Source organism: Albimonas marina (genome assembly GCF_029223255.1).
GTDB lineage: Bacteria > Pseudomonadota > Alphaproteobacteria > Rhodobacterales > Rhodobacteraceae > Albimonas.
The window spans coordinates 74,299-94,855 of the sequence record NZ_JARHUC010000007.1 but is presented as its reverse complement, the minus strand read 5'-3'; the positions used below and the strand labels follow the sequence as shown (position 1 = coordinate 94,855).

The 20,557-nt window shown below is 72.9% G+C and carries 16 protein-coding genes; 6 read left to right on the top strand and 10 right to left on the bottom strand.

Going from position 1 to position 20,557, the window contains the following annotated elements; all coding sequences use genetic code 11:
* Nucleotides 1-31: 31 nt before the first annotated feature.
* Nucleotides 32-265, top strand: coding sequence for a BolA family protein (locus P2H44_RS18840; protein ID WP_275765890.1), 234 nt, complete (start codon nucleotides 32-34; stop codon nucleotides 263-265).
* A 49-nt stretch (nucleotides 266-314) separates the two neighbouring features.
* Nucleotides 315-692, top strand: coding sequence for a Grx4 family monothiol glutaredoxin (grxD, locus tag P2H44_RS18835; protein WP_275765887.1), 378 nt, complete (start codon nucleotides 315-317; stop codon nucleotides 690-692).
* Between the two features lie 472 nt (nucleotides 693-1,164).
* Here grxD and P2H44_RS18830 read toward each other — a convergent pair whose 3' ends face one another.
* From P2H44_RS18830 to secA, 4 genes are all read right to left on the bottom strand, one after another.
* Entirely contained in the window at nucleotides 1,165-2,358 is a 1,194-nt protein-coding gene (locus P2H44_RS18830; protein ID WP_275765884.1) for an LLM class flavin-dependent oxidoreductase, read from the bottom strand.
* Between the two features lie 126 nt (nucleotides 2,359-2,484).
* Nucleotides 2,485-2,871, bottom strand: a complete 387-nt coding sequence (locus P2H44_RS18825; protein WP_275765881.1) for a VOC family protein — start codon at nucleotides 2,869-2,871, stop codon at nucleotides 2,485-2,487.
* Nucleotides 2,872-2,934: 63 nt separating this feature from the next.
* Nucleotides 2,935-4,182, bottom strand: a complete 1,248-nt coding sequence (locus P2H44_RS18820) for a multidrug effflux MFS transporter (protein ID WP_275765878.1) — start codon at nucleotides 4,180-4,182, stop codon at nucleotides 2,935-2,937.
* A gap of 583 nt (nucleotides 4,183-4,765) precedes the next feature.
* Nucleotides 4,766-7,657: a preprotein translocase subunit SecA gene (secA, locus tag P2H44_RS18815; RefSeq protein WP_275765874.1), complete on the bottom strand. Its 2,892-nt coding sequence runs from the start codon at nucleotides 7,655-7,657 to the stop codon at nucleotides 4,766-4,768.
* 552 nt (nucleotides 7,658-8,209) lie between these two features.
* On the opposite strand from secA, the gene P2H44_RS18810 reads away from it, so the two are divergent.
* The 3 genes from P2H44_RS18810 to mutT all read left to right on the top strand — a co-directional run bounded on the left by P2H44_RS18810 (nucleotide 8,210) and on the right by mutT (nucleotide 11,258).
* Nucleotides 8,210-9,139: a peptidylprolyl isomerase gene (locus tag P2H44_RS18810; protein WP_275765872.1), complete on the top strand. Its 930-nt coding sequence runs from the start codon at nucleotides 8,210-8,212 to the stop codon at nucleotides 9,137-9,139.
* Between the two features lie 204 nt (nucleotides 9,140-9,343).
* Nucleotides 9,344-10,813: a bifunctional glutamate N-acetyltransferase/amino-acid acetyltransferase ArgJ gene (gene argJ / locus P2H44_RS18805; RefSeq protein WP_275765869.1), complete on the top strand. Its 1,470-nt coding sequence runs from the start codon at nucleotides 9,344-9,346 to the stop codon at nucleotides 10,811-10,813.
* 4 nt (nucleotides 10,814-10,817) lie between these two features.
* Nucleotides 10,818-11,258 carry an 8-oxo-dGTP diphosphatase MutT gene (gene mutT, locus P2H44_RS18800; protein ID WP_275765866.1) on the top strand — a complete coding sequence of 147 codons (441 nt, stop codon included), beginning with the start codon at nucleotides 10,818-10,820 and terminating at the stop codon, nucleotides 11,256-11,258.
* A gap of 43 nt (nucleotides 11,259-11,301) precedes the next feature.
* Here the strand turns inward: mutT and P2H44_RS18795 are convergent, their stop codons facing one another.
* The 5 genes from P2H44_RS18795 to P2H44_RS18775 form a co-directional block, all read right to left on the bottom strand.
* Complete coding sequence (locus tag P2H44_RS18795) at nucleotides 11,302-12,045, bottom strand: hypothetical protein (protein WP_275765863.1); 744 nt, start codon at nucleotides 12,043-12,045, stop codon at nucleotides 11,302-11,304.
* A 215-nt stretch (nucleotides 12,046-12,260) separates the two neighbouring features.
* Entirely contained in the window at nucleotides 12,261-13,004 is a 744-nt protein-coding gene (locus P2H44_RS18790; protein ID WP_275765862.1) for a cell wall hydrolase, read from the bottom strand.
* Between the two features lie 226 nt (nucleotides 13,005-13,230).
* A complete protein-coding gene (locus P2H44_RS18785) occupies nucleotides 13,231-14,223 on the bottom strand; it encodes an ArgK/MeaB family GTPase (protein WP_275765860.1) in 993 nt (330 codons plus the stop codon).
* A gap of 5 nt (nucleotides 14,224-14,228) precedes the next feature.
* Complete coding sequence (gene ppdK, locus P2H44_RS18780; protein ID WP_275765858.1) at nucleotides 14,229-16,871, bottom strand: pyruvate, phosphate dikinase; 2,643 nt, start codon at nucleotides 16,869-16,871, stop codon at nucleotides 14,229-14,231.
* 467 nt (nucleotides 16,872-17,338) lie between these two features.
* Complete coding sequence (locus tag P2H44_RS18775; RefSeq protein WP_275765855.1) at nucleotides 17,339-18,538, bottom strand: M24 family metallopeptidase; 1,200 nt, start codon at nucleotides 18,536-18,538, stop codon at nucleotides 17,339-17,341.
* 415 nt (nucleotides 18,539-18,953) lie between these two features.
* Here P2H44_RS18775 and P2H44_RS18770 point away from each other — a divergent pair, with 415 nt between their 5' ends.
* Nucleotides 18,954-19,412 (top strand): hypothetical protein, encoded by a 459-nt coding sequence (locus tag P2H44_RS18770; RefSeq protein ID WP_275765852.1) that lies wholly within the window; start codon nucleotides 18,954-18,956, stop codon nucleotides 19,410-19,412.
* A 7-nt stretch (nucleotides 19,413-19,419) separates the two neighbouring features.
* Here the strand turns inward: P2H44_RS18770 and P2H44_RS18765 are convergent, their stop codons facing one another.
* Nucleotides 19,420-20,178 (bottom strand): SDR family NAD(P)-dependent oxidoreductase, encoded by a 759-nt coding sequence (locus P2H44_RS18765; RefSeq protein ID WP_275765849.1) that lies wholly within the window; start codon nucleotides 20,176-20,178, stop codon nucleotides 19,420-19,422.
* Nucleotides 20,179-20,557 lie beyond the last annotated feature (379 nt).

Genomic DNA, 20,557 nt, shown 5'->3' with positions numbered 1-20,557 from the left:
CGGGAACGGCAATGAATCCGGAGCCTGCCCGATGCCCATGGAATCCCGCGAGATCGAGCGTCTGATCAAGGAGGCGTTCCCGAACGCGTCGATCGAGATCAACGACCTCGCCGGCGACGGGGACCACTACGCGGCGACCGTCATCGCGCCGGAGTTCAAGGGCATGAACCGGGTCCAGCAGCAGCGGGCGGTCTACGCCGCGCTGAAGGGCCGGATGGGGGGCGAGCTGCACGCCCTCGCGCTGACCACACGGGCGCCGGACTGAGCCGGGCTCTGCGCCCCCGACCCGAAATCGTCCCCCGAGGAGGACGCGAATGACCGAAGCCGCGACCAATCCCGCCTTCGCCACGATCGAGGCCGACATCAAGGCCAACGACGTGGTCCTGTTCATGAAGGGCACCAAGTCGATGCCGCAGTGCGGCTTCTCGGCCCGCGTGGCCGGGGTGCTGAACTTCATGGGCGTCGACTTCAAGGACGTGAACGTCCTGGCCGACGACGCCGTGCGCCAGGGGATCAAGGATTTCTCCGACTGGCCGACGATCCCGCAGCTCTACGTGAAGGGCGAGTTCGTGGGCGGCTGCGACATCATCACGGAGATGACGCTGTCGGGCGAGCTCGACCAGCTGTTCGAGCAGAACGGCGTGGCCTTCGACAAGGCCAAGGCCGAGCAGATCCGCGAAGCCAACCAGTAAGCCGCGCGCGCCCCTCCCGGCGCCCGCGTCCCGCCAAATCCCGAACGGGCCGGTCCTCCCCGACCGGCCCTTTCCGCATGCGCGCTCCTGCCCGCTCACGCCCCGACCGACGCCCCGGGCGCGCCCTGCGCGACGCCCGCAGGCCCGCACGAAGCGCCTGTTCTTCGGAGCCGTCTCTCGCTGATGCCGTAAAGAGCGAGTCGCCGGGAGGGGTCAGGGATCGCGCAGCGACCCCCGAAGGGGGCTTGTCCTTGACCCCTCCCGGCGACTCGCTCAGGCATCGTCAGCGAGAGACGGATCCGAAGGACAGGCGCGGCCCCTGTTCTTTGGTGAGTCAGGAGCGTCCGCGACGCCCGCCCCCCGCGCCTCCGCCCGACCGGGAAGCGCCCGGCCGGCTCAGGGAGGAAGCCCGCCCGCAGGGCGCCTCCCTCCCCCGCGCGCGCCCAACGGGCGCGCGCTTCGACGGCTGGCCTCAGCCCGCGTCGACGCCCTCGGGCTTCTTCGCGCGGCCGGCGACCTCGGCCTCGTAGCGGGCCTTCATGTCCTCGACCGCCTGCTCGTGCTTGGCCGCCAGTTCCGGGCGCAGCTTCTCGGCGCGGGCGGCCGAGTCCATCGTCGGCAGGAAGTGGCCCTGGAAATGGGGCATCACGTGCCGGGCGATCAGCTCGTAGCTCTTCTTCGTGGCCTCCGGGTTCGCCCAGTTGTGGGCCAGCATCAGGTAGGCGCCGAAGCCGCCGTTCGACTGCTTCATCAGCCGGTCGATCTGGGCCACCGCCATGTCCGGGGTGCCGATGGCGCCGAAGCCGCTCTCGTTGATGAAGGCGATCATCTCGTCGAGGTTGTCGCCGGGGACCGCCATCTGCGGGAAGGCGGCGACGGCCTGGAAGTAGTGGAACCACTGCTCCATGCCGTAGGCGACGTCCTTCTTGGCCTGCTCCTCGGTCTCGGCGATGTGCACGAGGCCGACGAGGCGCCACTTGTCCCGGTCGACGGTCTTGCCGTGGGCGGCGGCCTCGGCCTCCATCACGTCCCAGTGCAGGGCGAGCGCGTCGAAGCCCGCGGCCGAGGTCGCGCCGATCGACAAGAGCCCGATGCCGTGCCGGCCGGCCAGCCGCGGCCCGGCGGGCGAGGCCACGGCCGCCGCGCAGACGTCGAAGTTCGAGTAGGGGCGCAGGTGCAGGCGCGCCTCGCGCAGGTCCCAGCGGTCGTTCTTGAAGGTGACCGGCTCCTCGCTCTCGAGCAGCTTCATGATCACGCCGAGGCTGTCTTCCAGCAGGCCGCGGGTCTGGGAGGGGTCGATGCCGATCATCTTGGCGTCGGTGGGCAGCGCGCCCGGGCCCGCGCCGAACATCACCCGGCCGCGGGTCATGTGATCGAGCTGCACCATCCGCTCGGCCACCCACAGCGGGTTGTGGTAGCTCAGCGAGGTGACGCCGGTGCCCAGCTTGATGTGGCGGGTCCGCTCGGCGGCGGCGGCGATGAAGATCTCGGGGCTGGCGATGATCTCGGAGCCGGCGGAGTGGTGCTCGCCGATCCAGGCCTCGTCATAGCCGCAGCGGTCGAGCCACTGCATCAGCTCCAGGTCGTTCTGCAGGGCGAGGGTGGGGTTCACGCCCGGCTTGTGGAACGGGGCGAGGAATACGCCGAAGCGCAGTCGGTCGGTCATGGATTTCCTCCCAATCGAACGGTGAGCCGGCGGCGCCGGCGCCCGAGCCTTTCTGGCCGCGGCCAGAATGGGCGCTCGCGCTCCCGCCCGTCAACGGTCAGGCGGCCATAGGATCGGAGGATCGCCTCACGGTTGCGGGAGGAAAGCGCCCTGGTGGGAGAGGATGTTGACCAGCCGCCCGCCGGGTTCGCGCAGGAAGAAGCGGCGCACGCCCCAGGGCTCGTCGGTCAGGGGGCGTTCGATGGTCAGGCCCATGGCCAGCGCGCGGGCGTGGACGACGTCGAGGTCGTCGACCTCGATCGACAGGTCCGGGATCGGCGCGCCGCCCCCGCCCTCGGCGGCGATGGAGAGCTGGGGGCGCTGCTCGGGCTCGTCGAGATGGGCGGGCGGCGCCCAGGTGACGATCCAGCCCAGGTCCATGATCGGCTCGAGCCCCAGCAGCTCCTGCCAGAAGGCCCGGCCGGCGGCGGGGTCGGGGTGGGCGAGGTTGGGAACGATGCGCAGCACGGTCATGGGAGCCTCCGCGGACAGGATCGCGCCGCGGGGGCGTGGCGTCAACGAACGACGGCGCGCGGCTCAGCGCGGCTCGCGCGCCTGCGATCCGCCCATGCCGAGCGCGAGGCCCCCGGCGGCGGCCTCGCGCCGGTCGACCTGGCGCACCCAGGCCGCGGCGAGCAGGCCCAGGAAGGACAGCGCCAGCATCAGCCCCAGCAGCACCGAGGCGCGGGGGTCGAAGGAGATGGCGGCGGTGACGCCGGCGGTGATCGCCGCGCCCCCGCCCACGTTCAGCGCCCCCGCCAGCCCCGCCGCGCTGCCGGCGAGCCGCGGGCGGACCGAGACGGCGCCGGCGTTGGCGGACGGCATGGTCAGCCCGTTGCCGAAGCCCACGAAGAGGGTGGCGCCGAAGACCGAGGCGACGCTGACGTGGCCCGAGAGGGCGAGCAGCAGCCCCCCCGCAAGACCCGCGCAGGCCGCGACCCGCCCGGCGAGCATCATCCCCGTCAGCCCCACCCGCGCGGCGTAGCGCCCCGACAGGAAGGCGCCCGCGGCGAAGCCGGTGGTGATCGAGCCCAGCGCGATGCCCAGCGCCGCGGGGCTGATCCCCAGCGCCTCGCGCGCGATCAGGGGGGCGCCGGCGATGAAGGCGAAGAAGGCCCCGACCGAGCAGGCCATGCACAGCGCGCAGCCCCAGAAGCGGCGGGAGCGGAGCAGCTCGGGATATTCGCGGAACTGGCGGCCGAAGTCGGCGGTGCGGCGGGCGTTGGTCTCGCCCAGGTCCCGCCAGACCACGCAGATCAGCCCCAGGGCGATGAGGGCGTAGAGCGCGAAGGCGGCGCGCCAGCCGAAGCCCGCGTCGAGCAGCCCGCCGATCGAGGGGCCCAGGATCGGCCCCAGCGCCATGGCGGTGCCGATGTAGCCGATGCGGCTGGCGGCCTCCGCCGGGGGGAGCATGTCGCGCACGATGGCCGGCGCCAGGGCCGAGCCCGCGATCATCGCCCCCTGCAGCAGGCGGAAGGCGAGCAGCGTGCCGAAGTCCTGCGCCAGCAGGCAGCCCAGAGAGGCCGCGAGGAACGCGCCCAGGCAGGTCAGCAGCACCGGCCGGCGTCCGAAGCGGTCCGACAGCGGGCCGATGATCAGCTGCAGCACCGCCGTGACCCCGAGGTAGCCCGACACCAGCCACCCCGCCGCGGCGTAGGAGACGCCGAAGTGCTCGGCGATATGCGCGAGCGAGGGGACGAACAGGTTCAGCGTCACCGCGGTTCCTGCGGTCAGCAGGATCAGGGTCAGCAGACGGGGGGGCGTGGTCGCGGCGGGAAAGCGCATGGGCGGGAGGTCCGGCGGAAGGATCGCCCAGCGATGCGGGCGGATCGTTGATCAGGCAGACAGACGATTTTTGCGCGCCCGACGCAAGCCCGCCTGCGCGACGCGCCTCTCGAAGCGCCCCCGGCGTGCCCGTCGCGCGCCTCTGTCCGAGGGACCGAAAGAAAAGCGCGCCCCCAACCGCCCGGCCTGCCTCCACCGTCCCGCGCTGCGCCCCACGCCCGCCTCGACCGCCTCCGCGCGTCGCGCTTCGCGCAACGCCCCCCGCAGCCGCCCAGCGTCCGCGCTCCCGCCTGCAGAGAGGCGAGTCGGGTCGCGGGTCAAGGCTCGCGCAGCGACCCGGCGAAGCCGGGCTTGGCCTTGAGGCGCGGCCCGACTCGGCCAGCACGCTCGCCAGAGGCCGGCCCTGCCGGCCGTCTCAGCATATCGCGAAAAGCCTGAGGAAGCGCGACGCCGAAGGTCTCCCCCCGGCCAGCCCCAAGAAACGGCGCCCAAACGCGAACCGCCCGCGGCGCGCCGCGGGCGGGGGATCGGGATCTTCGGAACGCCGGCCGCGGCGCCTCCGTCGCGGAGGCGCCGCGGGGGATCAGGCGACCTTGCCGTGGCAGTTCTTGTAGCGCTGGCCCGAGCCGCAGGGGCACGGCTCGTTGCGCCCGACCTGGCCCCAGGTGGCGGGGTCGGTGGGGTCGATCTCGGCGGCCTGGATCGGCGCCGGGGCCGGCGCGGGCGCCGCGTCGGCCGATGCGCCGGCGCCTTCCAGCGCGGGCTCGGGGGCCGGCTGGCGGGGCTGGGCGGCGGCCTGGAGCTGGTCGGCGGCGGCGGCCATGGCGGCGCGCTGGCGGGCGGCCTCGTCCTGGCTCATCACCTGCACGTAGGCGATCTGGCGGGTCACGTCGCGGCGCAGGCGGCCCAGCAGGGCCTGGAACAGCTCGAACGCCTCGGTCTTGTACTCGTTGAGCGGATCGCGCTGCGCGTAGCCGCGGAAGCCGATGACCGAGCGCAGGTGCTCGAGCGTCACCAGGTGCTCGCGCCAGTGGTGGTCGATGGTCTGCAGCAGCACCGACTTCTCGATCTGGCGCATCACGTCGGGGCCGAAGGCGGCGGCCTTCTCGGCGATCTGCTCGTCGGCGAGCTTGTAGAGACGCTCGCGGATGTGCTCGTCGTCGACGCCTTCCTCCTGCGCCCAGGCGATGACGGGGATCTCGCGGCCGAAGTCCTGGAGGAGCTTGGCGTAGAGGCCCTCGACGTCCCACTGGTCGGCGTAGGCGCGCTCGGGGATGTGCTCGGCGACGAGGTCGTCGATGTGCTCGTGGCGCATGTCGCGCACGGTCTCCTGCACGTCCGCCGCCTCCATGATCTCCCGGCGCTGGGCGAAGATCGCCTTGCGCTGGTCGTTCATGACGTCGTCGAACTTCAGCAGGTTCTTGCGGATGTCGAAGTTGCGCGCCTCGACCTTGCCCTGGGCCTTCTCGATGGCCTTGTTGACCCAGGGGTGGACGATGGCCTCGCCCTCCTGGAGCCCCAGGGTCTTGAGCATCTTGTCCATGCGGTCGGAGCCGAAGATGCGCATCAGGTCGTCGTCGAGCGACAGGTAGAACGAGGACCGGCCCGGGTCGCCCTGGCGGCCGGAGCGGCCGCGCAGCTGGTTGTCGATGCGCCGGCTCTCGTGCCGCTCGGTGCCGATGACCCACAGGCCGCCGGCCTCCAGCGCGGCCTGCTTGTCGCGCTCGGCCTGGGGCGCGATCTCCTGCATGACCTGGGCGAGGCGCTCGTCGGTCACCTCCTCGCCCGCGTCCAGCAGCTTGCCGCGGGCCATCAGCTCGACGTTGCCGCCCAGCTGGATGTCGGTGCCGCGGCCGGCCATGTTGGTGGCGATGGTCACCGCGCCGGGCAGGCCGCCCTTGGCGACGATGTAGGCCTCGCGCTCGTGGTGGCGGGCGTTCAGGACCTCGTGCGGGATGCCCTTGCCGGTCTTGGCGACGGCCTCGAGATGGGCGGCGGTCGCCTCGAGGTATTCCTTGCGCTCGACCTCCTTCTTCTTCGCCTGCTCGGCGAACTTGCGAAGGACCTCGGCGGTCTTCAGCAGCGCCTGCGGCTGGGAGAGGAGGTGGGAGAGCTGCTCGGACTTCTCGATCGAGGTGGTGCCGACCAGCGCGGGCTGGCCGCGGCGGTGGGCGTCGGCGATGGCCTCGATCAGGGCGAGCGTCTTCTCGTCGCCGGAGCGGAAGACCTGGTCGTCCTCGTCCTGGCGGGCGATGGGCTTGTTGGTGGGGATCTCCACCACCTCGAGCCCGTAGATCGAGCCGAACTCCTCGGCTTCCGTCATCGCCGTGCCGGTCATGCCCGAGAGCTTCTCGTAGAGCCGGAACAGGTTCTGGAAGGTGATCGAGGCGAGGGTGACGTTCTCGGGCTGGATCTGGACGCCTTCCTTGGCCTCCAGCGCCTGGTGCAGGCCGTCGCCGAAGCGGCGGCCGTCCATCATGCGGCCGGTGAACTCGTCGATGATCACGACCTTGCCGCCGCGCACGATGTAGTGCGTGTCCTTCTTGAACAGCTTGTGCGCGCGCAGGGCCTGGTTGACGTGGTGGACGTAGGAGACGTTCTCGGGATCGTAGAGGCCGGTCCCCTCGGGCAGCAGGCCCGCGGCGGCCAGGCGCTGCTCGATGAACTCGTTGCCCTCGTCGGTGAAGTTCGCGGAGCGCGCCTTCTCGTCGATGTCGAAGTGCTCGTCGCGGATCTCGGGGATGATCGCGTCGACGGCGCGGTAGGTCTCGGAGCTGTCCTCGGCCGGGCCGGAGATGATCAGGGGCGTGCGCGCCTCGTCGATCAGGATCGAGTCGACCTCGTCCACGATCGCGAAGGCGTGGCCGCGCTGGACCATGTCCTCGAGCCGGAACTTCATGTTGTCGCGCAGGTAGTCGAACCCGAGCTCGTTGTTGGTGCAGTAGGTGACGTCGCAGGCGTAGGCGGCCTTGCGCTCGGCGTCGCCGACGCCCGGCGTCACGATGCCGGTGGTCAGGCCGAGGAAGCCGTAGACCTTGCCCATCCACTCCGCGTCGCGGCGGGCGAGGTAGTCGTTCACGGTGACGACGTGGACGCCCTTGCCGGCGATGGCGTTGAGATAGGTGGGCAGGACCGCGACCAGGGTCTTGCCCTCGCCGGTCTTCATCTCGGAGATCTTGCCCTGGTGGAGGACCATGCCGCCCACCAGCTGCACGTCGAAGGGCCGCATGCCCAGGGCGCGCTTGGCGCCTTCGCGGGCGACGGCGAAGGCCTCGGGCAGGAGGTCGTCGAGGCTCTCGCCCTTGGCGTGGCGGTCCCGGAACTCCTGCGTCTTGGCGCGCAGCGCCTCGTCGGAGAGGGCGGAGATCTCGGGTTCGAGGTCGTTGATCGCGCGCACCTTGCGCATCAACGCCTTCACCTGACGATCGTTGGCGGTCCCGAAGACCTTCCTGGCGGCGGCGCCCAGTCCCAGCATGTCTCGCCTTCATCCTAGCTGCCGGCCGGGAGCGCCGTAGAGCCCGCTCCGCATGCCGTTCCGAGCGCCCCATGTAGGCGGCGCCAGCCCCGGGTGCCATGCGGTTCGCGGCCGCCCGGGCGGAAATCCAATACGATCGGGGCGCGAAACGGCCCGCTCAAGCGCCATCACCGGGGGGAGAGGGGCGTCGGCGCCCTGCTTGCCCGCCGGTCGGGGGCGCGTTAAACGGGGCCTGACCCGCGCCGCGACGGCCCGTCATGAGCCCAGCGGACAGTTAGGCGGCGGGCGGGGCGCTGTCAACGCGCGCCCCTGTCCCGCCCTGCGCGCGCCCGGCCCGCGACCCGCATGGGAGAGCGAACAGACGGCCCGATCCGCCCCCCTGCCCTGCGCCGCGCGGCGCGCTCGACCGGCGTGGCCGGATCTGGGCGAAGCCGCGGCGGTTTCCCGCCCGGGGTTGAACCCGGGGCGGGGAGGGGACAGGTCCCTCAACCGAAACCATCCGAAAGACCGTCGTCCGGGACCGGACGGCGTCTGCACCAAAGGGAGCCATTCATGCCCATCGCCCGTACGGGCCGCGCCGCGGTCCTCGCCGTCGCGGCCGCCGCGCTGATCCCCGCCTCGCTCGCGCCCTTCGCGGCCGCGGCGCAGGACGCCAAGCCCGCGGCCGAGACCGCCGCCGAGACGACCCCTGCGCCCGAGCCCACGGTCGACACCGTGGTCGCCACGGTGAACGGCAAGCCGGTGACGCTGGCCGAGGTGATCATCGCCCGCGCCTCCCTGCCCCAGCAGTACCAGCAGCTGCCCGACGCGCAGCTGCTGCCGGCGCTGATCGACCAGGCGGTGGTGCAGGAGCTGCTGGCCCAGCAGGCGCAGGAGGCCGGCCGCGGCGACGATCCGATCGCGGCGCTGCACGCCGAGATCGCCAAGAAGTCGTTCCTGGCCGAGTCCGAGATGGCGAAGGTGATCGCCGAGGCCACCTCCGAGGACAAGCTGCGCGCCCTCTACGAGGAGAAGACCGCCTCGATGGAGCCGACGCCGCAGATCCGCGCCTCGCACATCCTGGTGAAGGAGAAGGAGAAGGCCGACGCGCTGAAGGCCGAGCTCGACGGCGGCGCCGACTTCGCGGAGCTGGCGCGCGCGAACGGCACCGACGGCACCAAGGACCGCGGCGGCGACCTGGGCTGGTTCGACGAGGAGCAGATGGTCCCCGCCTTCGCCGAGGCCGCCTTCGCCGCGGACGAGAACGTGGTGGTCGGCCCCGTCGAGACGCAGTTCGGCTGGCACCTGATCCTGGTCACCGGCAAGCGCGAGGCGCCCGTTCCCACCTTCGAGGAGATGCGCGCCGAGCTGGCCCAGGAGGCCGCCCGCGCCGCCGCCACCGAGAAGGTCGAGGAACTGCGCGCGGGCGCGGACGTGCAGATGTCCGACCCGCTGCCCGACGCCTCGGCGATCCGCCGCGACGACCTGCTGTCGCCGAAGTGATCGCCCCTCGGGCGAGGCCGTGGAACGCGGCCCGCCCGGTGCGGAAAAGACCGCGGCGAGGGCCCTGAACGGGCTTCTCCCGGCCGCGCGGACATGGCAAGAGGGCGGGGACGCGTGGGCGCGTCTCCGCCCTTTTTCCGTATCGGGCCGGGGCCCGCGGCCCGCGCCACGGATCGAGCCGGCACGACGAGGCAGGGGACGCGCATGGCCAAGGACGACAAGAAGAAGAAGTCGAAGAAAGCCAAGGCGGCGGCCGCGGCCCCCGCGGGCACGCTGGCCGGCGCGCTGGAGCGCCTGGCCGCCCTGAAGGCCGAGGTCGCCTCGCTGGAGACGCTGCTCGCCCAGGCCGCGCCGGCCGACGCGACGCCCGCCGAGGTGGCGCTGGCGCCCGCGCCCGCAGCCCCCGAGGCCGCGCCCGCGCCGAAGAAGAAGACCCCGCCCCCCGTCTCGCCGCTGGCGCCCGCCGCCTTCCCCGACCTGCCGCCCGTGGCCGGCGTGCGCTTCGCCGCCGTCGAGGCCAACGTGCGCTACAAGGGTCGTCGGGACGTGATGCTGGCGATGCTCGCGCCGGGAACCTCGGTGGCCGGCGTCTTCACCCGCTCCTCCACCCGCTCGGCGCCGGTGCTGTGGTGCGAATCCCTGCGCGACGCGGCCCCGGTGAAGGGTCCGCAGGCGATCCTGGTGAACTCCGGCAACTCCAACGCCTTCACCGGCAAGGCGGGCGTCGCCTCGGTCGAGGCGCTGGCGGCGGCGGTGTCGAAGGCCACCGGCGCGCCGAAGTCGGGCGTGTGGATGGCCTCGACCGGCGTGATCGGCGAGCCCCTGCCCCACGAGAAGATCGCCGCCAAGCTCGAGGAGCTGAACGCCGCGCTCGACGAGGACGCGGGCGAGGATGCGGCCCGCGCGATCATGACCACCGACACCTTCCCCAAGGGTGCGTTCGAGGTGCTGCCGCTGGGCGGCTCGCGCGTGACCATCGCGGGGTTCTGCAAGGGCTCGGGCATGATCGCGCCGGACATGGCGACCATGCTGGGCTTCGTGTTCACCGACGCGGCCATCGAGCGCGACGTGCTGCAGAAGATGCTCTCGGAGGCGACCGAGCGGACCTTCAACGCGGTGACGGTCGACAGCGACACCTCGACCTCGGACACGGTGCTGGTCTGCGCCACCGGCCGCGCGCCGATGGAGCCGATCACGTCGCGCCGGGACCCCCGCGCGGCGGAGTTCGCCGCGGCGCTCGAGCGGGTGCTGCGCGACCTCGCCCAGCAGATCGTGCGCGACGGCGAGGGGGCGACGAAGTTCGTCGCCGTCACCGTCACCGGCGCGAAGTCCGACAAGTCGGCCAAGAAGGTGGCGCTCGCCATCGCCAACAGCCCGCTGGTCAAGACCGCCATCGCCGGCGAGGACCCCAACTGGGGCCGCGTGGTGATGGCCGTGGGCAAGTGCGGCGAGCCCGCCGACCGCGACCGCATCGGCATCCGCTTCGGCGACATCGTGGTGGCCGAGGGGGGCTGGGTCTCGCCCGACTACAAGGACGCCGACGGGGCCGCCTACATGAAGAACCCCGAGCTCTCGATCACCTGCGACCTGGGCATCGGCGAGGGCAAAGCGACCGTGTGGACCTGCGACCTGACGCACGGCTACATCACCATCAACGCCGACTACCGGAGCTGATCGGGTGAGCGGAAGCCCACCCGAAGCTCCCCCGGCCTCGCCTGCGAAGAAGATCGTCCTGGTCGCGGCCTGCGCGCTGATCGACCGGGACGGCCGCGTCCTTCTGGCCCAGCGGCCGGAGGGCAAGTCGATGGCCGGCCTGTGGGAATTCCCCGGCGGCAAGGTCGAGCCCGGGGAGACGCCCGAGGCCTGCCTGGTGCGCGAGCTGCACGAGGAGCTGGGCATCGGCACCTGGACGAGCTGCCTGGCGCCGCTGACCTTCGCCTCCCACGCATACGACGACTTCCACTTGCTGATGCCGCTGTGGATCTGCCGCAAGTGGGAGGGGACGCCGCAGTCGCGGGAGGGGCAGAAGCTCGCCTGGGTGCGCCCGGCGGCGCTGCGCGACTATCCCATGCCCCCCGCCGACGTGCCGCTGGTGGCCATCCTGCGCGACTGGCTGTAGGGCCCGGCCTGCCTCCCTGCCTTCGCTCCCGCGGCGCGGGGCGTCAGGCCACCTGGGCGACCCGGCTGTCGCAGCGACGCTCGTAGAGGCGCCGGTCGACGTCGGTCGCCTCGCGCAGGGCGGCGCGGGCGGCGGGGCCCAGCGCCTCGGGCTCGACCAGGGGCGCGGGCACGGCGTCCAGCAGGCCCGGGCGCGGGGGCGACCAGCCGAAGATCCCGCACAGGTAGTCGAGGAAGGAGTCGAGCCGCGGCTCCACCCCGCACAGGAAGTTCACCCGCGCGAGGTTCGCCTCCGCCGCGCGGAGCTGCGTCTCGTCCGCGGGCCCGTCCCCGATGGCGGGCAGACCGGCGCAGAGCCGGGTCAGCGCGCCCAGCCGCAGGCGGCGCACGCTGGGCGAGGCCAGCAGGCGGGCGACCATCGCATCGGGATCGTCGAAGGGCAGCGCCTCTCGCGGGGCGCCGGTCATGCGCAGCGCCGTGCCGGCCGGCATCTCCCGCAGCTGGGCGGCGAAGCGCAGGAAGGCGACCTCCGGATCCGACATCACGCAGACATGCACGATCCGCTCATGCAGCCCGTCGAAGTAGCCGAAAGGCAGCAGGCCCGAGACCAGCCGCGTGTCGGGGGGCAGCGGCTCCATTTCCTCGGGGTAGCGGGTGCGCGCGCCATGCATCGGATCGTCCAGGCGCAGGCGCCGGCTTTCCGCAATGCGCGGCGCGAAGAACGCCTCGTCCAGGACCCGCCCCACGTAGCCGGGCAGACGACCATGCGATATCAAGAGCTTGGACAAGGAATGGGCCTCCGGTCACCGACAATGTGAACATCGCATGACGATATTCATAATGTTCCTGAAGGCTTGTCAACCACAGGTTGATTTCGATTCGCCATCCCAACCAGAACCGCGCGCGGCTTCGGGAGCCGCGCGCGGAAAAAGGATTTCGCGATGGGACTGAAATCGCCCGCGCCGACGGGGTCCGGGACCGGCGGCGCCGGTCCCGTCGCGCCTCACTTGCTGGCGATGGTGTCCGGGCGCCGGTAGAAGATGTGCGGCCCGATCTCGGCCGTCTCTTCGAACTTGCGGGCCCAGCGGGGGCGCACGGCGTTGGTGTGGTAGTAGGTGGCGCCCCGGGTCAGGGTGCGCGCCCAGCCGTCGAGCATCACGCGGGCCACGCGGCCGACCTGGTCGAAGGCCCCCGGCTCGTTGATGTGCTCGGGCTTGCCGTCGCAGTTGTAGGAGAACTGGCAGGCATGGAGCTTGCCGGAGGCCGCGCCCTGCTTGACCACGCCGCAGACGCTGTCGGGGAACACCGCGGCGTCGACCCGGTTCAGGATCACCTCGGCCACCGCCACCTGCCCCGCGAGGCTTTCGCCGCGGGCCTCGAAGTAGAGCGCCTCGGTCAGGCAGCGCCATTCGGGCCCGCCGGCGGCCTTGGCCTTGTCGAAGGCGTCCCACGACTGCTGGCCGGCGGCGACGCCGGCGAGGCCGAGGTTGGTGCGGCTCTCGCCCCGCTGCAGCGAGGCGAGCGTGTTGCGGTCGGCGAGGTCCAGGCTCGCCAGGTCGCCCGCGCCCGAGGAGCGCGGCATGACGCGGCCCTGGACCGCGTCGAGGTCCACCGCCCCGCGGCGCTGCATGACGCCGGCCAGCGCCGCCCGCTCGGCCCCGAGGGCGGCGGTGACGAAGCTGGGCGCGTCGGCGCGGGCTGCTTGAGTCGTCGCGAGCGCCCCCGAAAGGGCGACTCCTGTGATCATCGCGGCTCCCAGGAGAGCTCGCGGACGAAGGATCGCGGCCGCCAGGCGGCCGGCGGTCCAGCGATGAAGCTTGCGCGCCATCGGGCCTCTCCGGTCGTGTGCTGATCTCGTCTCGAACGGCCTGTTGTCACGTTCGGCGCCCTTGAATCCAGCAGGAATGCCCTTGCCGCAGGCAGGGACCCGGAGAGGTTATCATCTAATTGTATGAAATCGCTCTATAAAAGAGTTAATGACGCAAGACCCCATTTACGCTGTTTTCCAGCCTTGCCATCGCCTGACCGGCCGTTTGAAAGGGAGACTCGGCGAATCGCGGTGATTCGAGGTCGCCGGCCGCCGCCTCCAGCCCCCGCCGCCCCCACTGGGCCCTCAGCGCATGCTCCGCCCAGGCGCGGGCGTTGCGGTCGCGCTGGGCCTTCAGCGTGTCCCAGGGCACGTCGGCGACGCGCGCCTCCAGCGCCTCGACGGCCGTCTCCGCCCCGTCGAGCTCGGTCGAGGAGCAGGCGATCGCCCGGGGCGTGGAGCCGTCGGGACGCGGCGGCGCCAGCGAGAGCGCGCCCTTGAGGTCGGCCAGCGCCCGGCGGGCGGGCTGGCCGAGGTCGGCCTTGGTGACGATCAGCAGGTGGGGCACCTCCATCACGCCGGATTTCATGAACTGCAGGCTGTCGCCCGAGGCCGGCTGCACGCACAGCGCCACGGTGTCGGCCATGTCGGCGATCTCGGTCTCCGACTGGCCCACGCCCACCGTCTCGACCAGCACCCGGTCGTAGAGGGCGCGCATCAGGGTCATCGCGGGGTAGGTCAGCTCGGCGAGCCCCCCCAGCCGGTCGCGGGCGGCCATCGAGCGCACGAAGACGCCGCGGTCCTCGGGATCGGTCTCGATCCGGGTGCGGTCGCCCAGCAGCGCGCCCCGCGAGCGGCGCGAGGACGGGTCCACCGCGATCACCCCCACCGTCCGGCCCCGGCCCCGCCAGGACGCCACCAGCCGGTTGGCGAGCGAGGACTTGCCCACCCCCGGCGGCCCGGTCAGGCCGACCACGTGGCCCATCGGGTTCTGGTGGGCGGCGTCGAGCAGGGCCAGCGTCTCGGGCGCCTCGGGGCGCGCCTCGATGCGGGCCAGCGCCCGGGCGAGCGCCGGCTTGCCGCCGTCGCGGATCGCGCGCAGCAGGGCGGCGCCGTCGGGCGCCTCGGCGGAGGGCTCGGGGCGGGTCTCTGTCGTCACGGGGATCAGGCCTCGGCTTCTTCCTGGAGGCGACGCTGCAGCACGGTGGCCTGGGCGCAGGCCAGCCGCGCGATGGGCACGCGGAAGGGCGAGCAGGAGACGTAGTCGAACCCCGCCGCCTCGCAGAAGCGGATCGACGCGGGGTCGCCGCCATGCTCGCCGCACAGGCCCAGCGGGATGTCGATGCGCGTCTCGCGGGCGCGGTCGCGGGCGATCATCATCAGCTCGCCCACGCCCTCGACGTCGAGCGAGTGGAACGGATCCTCGGCGAAGACGCCGGAGTTGACGTAGTCGCGCATGAAGCGCCCGGCGTCGTCGCGGCTGAGGCCGTAGGTCATCTGGGTGAGGTCGTTGGTCCCGAAGCTGAGGAAATCCATGTCGCCGGCCAGGTCGCCTGCGCGCAGCGCCGCGCGCGGCGTCTCGACCATCACGCCCACCTTGTAGGAGAAGGCCTTGCCTGTCTCCTCCGACACCGAGGCCGCAATCTGGTCGATGTCGCGGCGGATCAGGCTGGCCTCGCGGCGGGCGGAGACGAGGGGGATCATGATCTCGGGGCGCACCAGGGGGCCGTCGGTCCAGCTCTGCGCCAGCGCCTCGAAGATGGCGCGGGCCTGCATCTGGTAGATCTCGGGCATGGTGATGCCCAGCCGGCAGCCGCGCTTGCCGAGCATGGGGTTGAATTCCTGCATGTCGGCGATGCGCCGGCGCAGCTGGCGCAGGCTGAGGCCGGTGACCTCGGCGAGGTCGTCGATCTCCTCGTCGGGATGGGGCAGGAACTCGTGCAGGGGCGGGTCGAGCAGGCGGATGGTGACCGGCAGGCCCTGCATCACCCGGTAGAGGCCCATGAAATCCGCGCGCTGCATGGGCAGCAGCACCTCGAGCGCCGCGCGCCGGTCGGCCTCGCGATCCGCCAGGATCATGCGGCGCATGGGGGTGATGCGGCCCTTCTCGAAGAACATGTGCTCGGTTCGGCACAGGCCGATGCCGTCGGCGGCGAAGCCCAGCGCCACGCGGGCGTCCTGGGCGGTGTCGGCGTTGGCGCGCACCCGCATCCGGCGCAGCTTGTCGGCCCAGCCCATCAGCTCGGCCAGCGCGCCGGAGAATTCCGGCTGCACGGTCGGCGCGGCGCCCGCCAGCGCCTCGCCCGAGGCGCCGTCGACGGTGATCGCGTCGCCCTCGCGGAAGACGCGCCCGTCGGGGGCGGTCAGCTCCCGCGCCTCGAGGTCGAGCGAGAGGCCCGAGCAGCCCACCACGCAAGGCGTGCCGAGGCCCCGCGCGACCACGGCGGCGTGGGAGGTCATGCCGCCGCGCACGGTCAGCACCGCGGCGGCCGAATGCATGCCGCGGATGTCCTCGGGCGAGGTCTCGACGCGCACCAGAACGGCGGGGATCCCGCGGGCGGCGGCGGCGTCGGCGGCCTCGGCCGAGAACACGATGGGCCCCGAGGCGGCGCCGGGGCTCGCCGGCAGGCCGCGGGCCAGCAGGTCGCGCGGGGCCATGGGGTCGATGGTGGGGTGCAGCAGTTCGGACAGCATCCGCGGCTCGACCCGCAGCACCGCGTCCTCCTCGCCGATGGCGCCGGACTTGGCGAGATCGACGCAGATGCGCACCGAGGCGCGGGCGGAGCGCCGGGTGGGCTCGGCCCCCAGCACGAAGAGCGCCCCGTTCTCGAGCGTGAACTCGAGCGTCATGGCGTCCTCGAAGGCGCGCTCGGCCTTGGCGCCCAGGGCGCGCAGGCGGTCGGCGACCTCGGGGGCGGCCTCCTCCAGCGAGGGGTCGCGCACGCCGGCCTCGCCGCGCTCGGCCGCGCCGATCAGGCGGGGGGTGCGCAGGCCGGCCAGCGCGTCGTTGCCCTGGGCCTGGAACAGCATCCGGCCCGAGAGGCCCGGCGCGCCCGACCGCTCGGAGCGGAAGGCGACGCGCCCCGCGCCCGAGAGGCCCGCGCCCAGGCCCAGCGCCATCTCCTGCACGATCAGCGCCAGCCCCCCCTGCTCCGGCCCCCCGCGGGAGACGCGCAGCAGGCGGGCGGAGGTCGAGGCCCAGGCGCGGGCCATCGCGCCCATGGCGGCGGCGAGCTGGGCGGCGGGGGAGGCGGGGAACGGGTCGCCCGTCTCCTCCTCGTGCAGGTCGAGGAAGGTCTCGATCAGCTCGTCGAGCTGGTCGGCGTCCAGGTCGTGCTCGCTGTCCGCGCCATGGGCCTTCAGCAGGTCGTGGAGCGCGTATTCGAAGGCCTCGGGATCGGCGCCCCCGACATGCACGGCGAAGGCGTGGATCAGGCGGCGGGTGGCGTCGCGGGCGGCGCGGGCGCCGATGCGCGGCTCCAGCCCCTCGACCGAGGCGCCGAGGTTGAGCAGGGTCGCGGGCCCGCCCCATTCCTTGCGGCCGGGCGAGGCGCGCAGCGCCAGCAGCGCGCCGGGGGCGAGGCCGGCCAGCGCCGCCTCGAACCCCGGCCCCAGGGCGGCGGCGCCGCGGTCGGCGAGCTCGGAGACCGCGGCGGCGGCGACCGCGAAGCCGGGCTTCACGGGCATGCCGAGGGCGGCGAGGCGCGACAGGGTGGCCGCCTTGCGCCCGAAGCGCTCGGCGTCGAGGGCCCCGTCGGGGCCGATCTGCGCGTAGATCTCGCGCGAGAACTCGGTTTCGGCGCGCAAGGGCGCCTCCCTTCTGCGTTTTGTGCTTTGCAGCATTCGTATCGTCGCATCCGCGGCGAAGGAAGGAAAGCCCCGCCGCCCCCGCGGACGGGCTCGCCCCCCCGCCCCGCCCTCCGCCTGCGTCTTTCGCGCATCGGCCCGCGCCCCGGCGCCCGGTCGCGCGGCCTGCGGCCCTCGCAAAGCGCCTGTTCTTCGGAGCCGTCTCTCGCGGATGCCGTAAAGAGCGACTCGGCGGGAGGGGTCAGGGATCGCGAAGCGACCCCGCGCTTGCGCGGGGCTTGTCCTTGACCCCTCCCGCCGAGTCGCTCAGGCATCGTCAGCGAGAGACGGATCCGAAGGACAGGCGCGGGGCCCTGTTCTTTGGTGAGTCAGGAGCCCGCCGGAGGCTCCCGCCCTCCGAAGTCCGGGTGCGTCCGAACCCAGAAGTCCAAGCCCGCCCGCAGGGCGCCTCCTCTCCCGCCCCCGGCTCAGGCCTTCACGAACAGCTCCCGCGGCCGGTCGCACAGGCACTGGGCCGGGCCGTCGTCGGCGATGACGATGGTCTCGGTGATCTCCAGCCCCCAGGCCTCGGTCCAGATCGCGGGCATGAAGTGGAAGGTCATCCCCGCCACCAGCGGCGTGTCGTCGTTCAGGCGCAGCGAGATCGTGCGCTCGCCCCAGTCGGGGGGATAGCTCAGCCCCACCGCGTAGCCGCAGCGCCCGTCCTTGTGCAGCCCCGCCCGGTGCAGCGCCGAATAGAGCCCGCGCGCCACGTCCGAGGCGCGCGCGCCGGGCCGCCCGGCGTCGAGCCCCGCCTCGATCCCCTCGGCCACGGCCTTGGCGGCGTCGACCATCTCCTGCGGGGGCTTGCCGAGGTAGACCGTCCGGCAGAAGGGCGCATGGTAGCGGCGGTAGCAGCCCGAGAGCTCGAAGAAGGTCGGCTCGCCCTCCTTGAACGGGCGCCCGTCCCAGGTCAGGTGCGGGGCGGCGCTGTCGGGGCCCGAGGGCATCATCGGCACGATGGCGGCGTAGTCGCCCCAGATGTCCTCGCCGTCCTCGGTCTTCAGGCCGCGGATGGCAGTCGAGAAGATCTCGGCGGTCAGGCGGTTCTTGGGCAGGCCCGGCTCGATCATCTCGAGCGCCACGTCCTGCAGCGCCTCCGAGATGCGGGCGGCGCGGCGCATGAACACCAGCTCCTCGTCGGACTTCACCGCGCGCAGCCAGTTCACCAGCGCGGTCGCGTCGTAGAGCTCGGCCTCCGGCAGCTCGTGCAACAGGGTCAGGTGGGCGCGGGCGGAGTAGTAGTAGTTGTCTAGCTCGACCCCGATGGCCGAGCGGCCCAGCCCCAGCTCGCGCAACAGGGCGGCGAGGTCCTGCATCGGGTGGCGGTCGACGGCCTGCACGAAGTCGTCGTTGTAGGAGCGCAGCCGGTCGTCGCCGATCCAGCAGGTGCGCTTGGCGCCCTCGGCGTCCATGCGCCGGCCCCACCAGATCGGGTCGCCGTCGTGCAGCACCAGCACCCCCTGGTGGACGTAGAAGGACCAGCCGTCGTAGCCGGTCAGCCAGGCCATGTTCGAGGGATCCTGGACGTAGAGCGCGTCGAGCCCGCGCTTGCGCATCTCGATCCGCGTCAGCGCGAGGCGGCGGGCGTATTCGGCGGCGCTGAAGGCGGGATCCTCGGCGGGCATGGGGGCTCCATCAGGCGGGTCGGGCGGCGGCATCCTGAACGGGTATGGTTTCGCCCGCGTGAACGATGTTTCTCCAAGACCCTGCGTCGGCGCGCCCGAGGGTTCAAGCGCCGCCGACTGCGGCGGGGCCGCGCGGGGCCCTCGCCCGGTCCGGGCGCGCGAGGGCAGGCCGCGTCGCCGACGGCGCCCGAGGGCCCTTGCCCGCAGGCGGCCCGCGTCGGAAGGTCGGGGCCCCCGCCGCCGCCGGGAGCCGCCCGTGCCGCCGAGACCGCCCGCCCCGCCCCGCGCCGCGACCTGCCCCCGCCCCGGCCCGCCCGGGCGGGCGCGGGCGGGCGTCGCGGTCCTCGGCGCCGCCCTGCTCGCCGGATGCGCGACCTCGCCTTGCCTGCGCGGGAAGGCCGACGACGCCCCTTACATGGAACGCCTGAACGTCACGCGCGTCGACGTCGCCCCGGCGGCGGACGACGACCCGCGGGTCATCGCCCTGCGCAAGGACTGGTCGGACCCGCAGAGGTGGAGCGACGGCCGCGCCGCGCTCTACGCGGAGGCGCCGGCCTGGCGGGCGCGGTGGATCGTGCGGGACCCGCGGCTCGGACAATGCGCCGGAGATGCGCGCCTCTACGAGTCGCTCCTCCTCCTCTCCTGCGACCTCGGCCTGGCGCTGGGCGTGGCGAGCGAGACGCTGCGGATCGCGGGAGAGGAGGTCGCCCTGCCCGCCGGCGACCGGGTGATCGAGGCGATCCTGATCGACCCCTCGCTCGCGCTCGACGACGCGCCCGCGGACCGCGTCGCGCAGGTCTGCCCGCTGCTGCAATACAGCGAGACGCTCTCGGTGCGAAGCTTCGACCTGCCGCCGGCGACCCTGCCCGACTGAGCCGTCTTCAGCCCGCGGTCCAGCCCCCGTCCACCTTCAGCGCCGAGCCGGTCATCATCCGCGAGGCGTCCGAGCACAGGAACACCGCCGCCGCCGCCACGTCCTCGGGCGTCGCGGGCTTGCCCATCGGCATCCGCCGGCCGACGAACTCGACGAAGGCGGGGCTCTCGAAGAAGGGGGCGGTCAGCGGCGTGACCACGAAGGTGGGACAGAGCGTGTTGGCGCGCAGCCCGCTGTCCGCGAAATCCACCGCCATGGCCTTCGTAAACCCCTCCATGGCGTGCTTGGAGGCGCAGTAGACCGACCGCTCCGGTCCGCCGACATGGCCCATCTGGCTGGAGACGTTGACGATCGAGCCCGCGATCCCCTCCGCCGCCATGCGCCGGGCGGCGGCCTGGGCGGTGAAGAAGGCGGCGCGGACGTTGAGGGCGAAGACCGCGTCGAAATCCGCCTCCTCGACCTCGAGGAAGCGGCCGTGACGGGCGGAGCCGGCGTTGTTGACCAGCGCGTGGAAGGCCGGGCGGCCGTCGAAGAAGGCGCGCACGGCGGCGAGGTCGGTGACGTCCAGCGCCACGGCCTCGGCCTGGCCGCCCTCGGCGCGGATCCCTGCGGCGGCGGCCTCGACCTCGTCGCCCGAGCGGGCGATCAGCGCGACCTCGGCGCCAGCGTCGGCGAGCGCCCTGGCCATGGCCAGGCCCAGGCCCCGCCCGGCGCCGGTCACCGCGGCGCGGCGGCCGTCGAGGCGGAAGGAGGGGAACGGGGTCATGGGCGAGCCTCCGGCGCGGCTAGGGAAACGGACGCGCCCAGAGAGCCGGAAGGCGGGGCCGGGTCAAGCCATGGGCGGGAAGCGAGGGACGGGACGCGAGGGGCGGAGGCGCCCTGCGGGCGGGCTTGGGCCCGCGGCGGGCGGCGCGCGTCCAGAGGGGCGGCGGCGGCGGGGCGGCGGGAGGAGGAAGGGCGCTTCGGGAGCTCACCAAAGAACAGAGGCCGCGCCTGTTCTTCGCAGCCGTCCGTCGCTGAAGATGCCTGAGCGAGTCGCCGGGAGGGGTCAAGGACAAGCCCGCGCAAGCGCGGGTCGCTTCGCGATCCCTGACCCCTCCCGCCGACTCGCTCTGATCGGCATCAGCGACGGACGGCTCCGAAGA

What these genes read in the sequence shown, in the direction of transcription:
- P2H44_RS18840 (WP_275765890.1), top strand. Translation starts at nt 32, where the DNA reads ATGCCCATGGAATCCCGCGAGATCGAGCGTCTGATCAAGGAGGCGTTC.
- grxD (WP_275765887.1), top strand. Translation starts at nt 315, where the DNA reads ATGACCGAAGCCGCGACCAATCCCGCCTTCGCCACGATCGAGGCCGAC.
- P2H44_RS18830 (WP_275765884.1), bottom strand. Translation starts at nt 2,358, where the DNA reads ATGACCGACCGACTGCGCTTCGGCGTATTCCTCGCCCCGTTCCACAAG.
- P2H44_RS18825 (WP_275765881.1), bottom strand. Translation starts at nt 2,871, where the DNA reads ATGACCGTGCTGCGCATCGTTCCCAACCTCGCCCACCCCGACCCCGCC.
- P2H44_RS18820 (WP_275765878.1), bottom strand. Translation starts at nt 4,182, where the DNA reads ATGCGCTTTCCCGCCGCGACCACGCCCCCCCGTCTGCTGACCCTGATC.
- secA (WP_275765874.1), bottom strand. Translation starts at nt 7,657, where the DNA reads ATGCTGGGACTGGGCGCCGCCGCCAGGAAGGTCTTCGGGACCGCCAAC.
- P2H44_RS18810 (WP_275765872.1), top strand. Translation starts at nt 8,210, where the DNA reads ATGCCCATCGCCCGTACGGGCCGCGCCGCGGTCCTCGCCGTCGCGGCC.
- argJ (WP_275765869.1), top strand. Translation starts at nt 9,344, where the DNA reads ATGGCCAAGGACGACAAGAAGAAGAAGTCGAAGAAAGCCAAGGCGGCG.
- P2H44_RS18790 (WP_275765862.1), bottom strand. Translation starts at nt 13,004, where the DNA reads ATGATCACAGGAGTCGCCCTTTCGGGGGCGCTCGCGACGACTCAAGCA.
- P2H44_RS18775 (WP_275765855.1), bottom strand. Translation starts at nt 18,538, where the DNA reads ATGCCCGCCGAGGATCCCGCCTTCAGCGCCGCCGAATACGCCCGCCGC.
- P2H44_RS18770 (WP_275765852.1), top strand. Translation starts at nt 18,954, where the DNA reads ATGGAACGCCTGAACGTCACGCGCGTCGACGTCGCCCCGGCGGCGGAC.
- P2H44_RS18765 (WP_275765849.1), bottom strand. Translation starts at nt 20,178, where the DNA reads ATGACCCCGTTCCCCTCCTTCCGCCTCGACGGCCGCCGCGCCGCGGTG.